The 3,405-nt window shown below is 33.0% G+C and carries 3 protein-coding genes; all 3 read right to left on the bottom strand.

Going from position 1 to position 3,405, the window contains the following annotated elements; genetic code table 11:
* Window positions 1–268 precede the first annotated feature (268 nt).
* The 3 genes from CJF42_RS25170 to CJF42_RS25180 all read right to left on the bottom strand — a co-directional run bounded on the left by CJF42_RS25170 (window position 269) and on the right by CJF42_RS25180 (window position 3,025).
* Window positions 269–1,480: a hypothetical protein gene (locus CJF42_RS25170; RefSeq protein ID WP_095369249.1), complete on the bottom strand. Its 1,212-nt coding sequence runs from the start codon at window positions 1,478–1,480 to the stop codon at window positions 269–271.
* A gap of 1 nt (window position 1,481) precedes the next feature.
* A complete protein-coding gene (locus tag CJF42_RS25175) occupies window positions 1,482–2,513 on the bottom strand; it encodes a nucleoid-associated protein (RefSeq protein WP_095369250.1) in 1,032 nt (343 codons plus the stop codon).
* A gap of 140 nt (window positions 2,514–2,653) precedes the next feature.
* Window positions 2,654–3,025 (bottom strand): hypothetical protein, encoded by a 372-nt coding sequence (locus tag CJF42_RS25180; protein ID WP_095369251.1) that lies wholly within the window; start codon window positions 3,023–3,025, stop codon window positions 2,654–2,656.
* Between the last annotated feature and the right edge of the window lie 380 nt (window positions 3,026–3,405).

The raw sequence follows: 3,405 nt of genomic DNA on the forward strand, positions 1-3,405 counted from the left end.
TAAAAACACGATGATAATAAAAAGCGCAGTTAAGCTATTTTTAGTTGTTCATACTTAATTATTTTTACCGATAATTCGGTTACAAAGCAGAGGGTCAAAAGGCAAGACTTTCAATTATAGCGATCAACAATGATTTTTTGGCTAAACAAGGACTCGTATCATTAAGAGATGCTTGGATAAAGATTCATTACGGGAGATGAACCGCCCATTGCGGACCCGCATGATGGGTGGTGTGGGGGCTGGAGGTTAGAGACCTCCGGCTACCCGATTATGCGAGTCCTAGAATTGATTTCCAAGGCAAATTCCATGTAAATAAAGCTAAAATTAGAATAAATAATGCAGCACTCATTACATAAAACCAGTTAAGGCAACTTTTTTGAAAATCATGTCTTGTATCTAATTCTGTTTGTATTTTTTTGATGCTTTCATACTGTTCTGAATACTGATGCTTCAAGCGAGTCATTTGACTTTTGTACTCACTTTTTACAGCTGAAAGTGTATGCTTTTGATTAGCTATAAGCATAAACATCATAATACTATAAATCGTAATTGATATAGCTAATAAGAAATTAGTCCAAAATGAGATTCCATCTACAACAGAACTCATTTTCAGAGAAGCTATTGCTAAAGAGATAGGGATACCTAGCATCTTAGTTTGAACAGATGAAAATATATCGTTTAGTTTTGTTAAATAGTCTCGCTTATTTTCTTCATATTCTTTTCTTACATCGTCAAAAGAAAACTCACTTACAAACAGCTGATAATTTTCATTAAATCTTTTGGAAAACTCGCCGAAGTTTAAAAGTAAATAGCCCAACCTCTCTTTCATTGGGATATTAATTAATAGTCCATACATTACTTCTTTAAATATGCTAGATTTTTGTTCCGTATGGGAGTCATCTTTAAATAAAGAATCAACAATACTATAGCCATCTAGAGCATCGTCTAAACAATCTATAGGCAATATTATTGGGATGTCTAATCTAGACTTATGTAGGAAAACTAATTCATCAATGACTTTACTCGTAACTTTAGTAGAGTGATCTGCATTATCATTTAACAAATGTAAAAAGTTACTAATATCGAAAAAGTGCTTTAGTTTCCCATCAATTGAATTTGAAGGATGAACGATTTCTTCTTGAAGGATTATGAAACTTTCTGGAGGATGCAACAAGTTTGGTTTAAACGATAAAAAATCAGTCCACTCATTGAATATAGTTAATTTTTTTTGCTTTAACCCTTTTGATGATAACTCTATTTTTACTGTGCTACCTATGTTGTCAGACAAATCTGCTAATTCAATATACATTTCATTTAAAAGAAAAGCAGATATTGGTATACCGTGATCAATACAGTCTGTTAATTGAATAATAGTATTTAAAGATATTGTTACCGAAAACTCATAGCCGTCATCATTTTTAGTAAATGAGAACTCTCGATTTAAATCCTTTAATTTAGTTAATAAAGCAAGCTTGTCCATTTTATGCTTCTTCTGTAGCAAGCTGCTCTTTTAGTTTAACTGGCACATCCGTTATTCTAATCTCTTCGTCATTTTCGTTGTAAAAAACGCTTATATTTATTAAATCACTGTCAAAGCTTAATGATAGCTTTTTAGTCTTACCTGCGTATCGTGTTAAACCTCGTAGTGCAGATTTTTCAATAGGAACTTCATTACTTAAGAAAAAAGGGTCATCTTGCGCTATCTCTAAAAAACGACCTTCCTCTTGAGGTGTAAAACTTGAATCAAGTAACTCAGATATCCTTTCTAAAAGTACAGGTTCGTTCTCATCTAACCATGTATTACAACGCTCAAATACGAACTGCTTAACATCTTCCGTTTTCTCATCAGAAAAATTATTAACTGCGCAATACTTCTTTGTAACCTGAACTAAGTTTTGTGTATCAGCACGTGCGCGGGTATATTCCTCACAACCCACAAATTTAGCAAAGTATTCAGTTACATCTGTAGCACCACGTCCTATTCTAAAAGATATAAAACGTGTTGATGTTCCTGATAACCATGCGGTGAGGTTTATACGAGCAGCCATGTGCAACTTATCTAAATCTAATTGTTCTATTTGATCTAGAGTTAAATCATTGGAAAGTGCTAATCCATGTTTCTTCCTCAAAAGAACGATAGATAAAAAGTTTTCTTCATTATACGTGTAATGGTTGAACCACAAATAACCGCCTTTTGAAGCACCTGTTTCATCTAATTTTCGTTTGAATTCTCGTGCAGCAGCATCAGAAAAGGAAACAAAATTTTTAAAAATTCCCTCATCAAAGTGGCTTTCAAGAAGAGTTACAAAATGTGGTTGAGGATCATCGGGACTTTCTGGTGTTTCAAACCTTCCAGTTAATAAGCCAGTTTTCCTAAACAAACCAGAAAGTTGAGTGCTCAATGTTTGAGCATGTTCATCTACAGTATTTTCTTCATTTCTCGGATAGATGGTAGCAACACTCTGATCTTCTTCTTTACGTACTTCATGCACGATGATGTTTTCAATGTTCATTAAAACTCCATTTTATGAGGTGACTCTACTCGCATATCAACGCCGCATTAAGCGGTGAGTAATTGTTTGCTAAAATGTGAAACCAAGTGGAACCGAGCAAACGTTTACGAGTCCAACTTTAATGCCTTGTTATATGCTGCTTACTCTTCTATTAGACCTTGCTTTTTGAGTTCAGAGTTAATTGCACTATTTGTACGTCCAAACTCATTAGCAAGAGTAGAGACTAATTTACCACTTTCAAATTGCTCTGCAACATCATTTTTTTGCTCCTCGGTCCAAGCTAAACCAGCATTTTTAGGTAAATTATTTTCAAGGTTTTCAGCCTGTTTTTGCTCAAGAGTCTTTTTAGCTTTAGGCTGCTTTTTAGGTGGTTTTTTTATGAAGTCCAATGTGGCAAATAAAGCTCTGATGGTATCAGGACAATTGTAAGGGGATTCTTCAGGTAAAACTTCACCTGTTTGTGGATTTATACCATTAGCTAAAGCTTCAATGATTTTTAAGTTTGCTTCCATACTATTTTAAAACTCCATGATTCGAAAAGCATATAACAGCTTAATAGGCGGATTTATTCCGTGTTTAAACACGGGTGTTTCCATCTATCATGATTTTTATTTTTTGTAAAATACTCTATTTATATAATTATATCAAATACTTTAATTACATTGTTTAGTTTTAAGTTTGCGTGAAATACGGATTTTTTTCCGTCTATCAAAGACACATTTACAATATTGTAATAAGTGGTGGATATTTCATGAATATTTATTGAAATTAGGTTAAATTGCATATTTTTTGATTGTCCAGTTAAGCGCTACATTCAAAATTTTTTAATACAAGATAGCATTAAATTTTAGAGTTCAAACTTTGAACTGAATAATCATTTTGCTTACTTTTA

It is taken from the genome of Pseudoalteromonas sp. NBT06-2, from assembly GCF_002276045.1.
Lineage (GTDB): Bacteria > Pseudomonadota > Gammaproteobacteria > Enterobacterales > Alteromonadaceae > Pseudoalteromonas.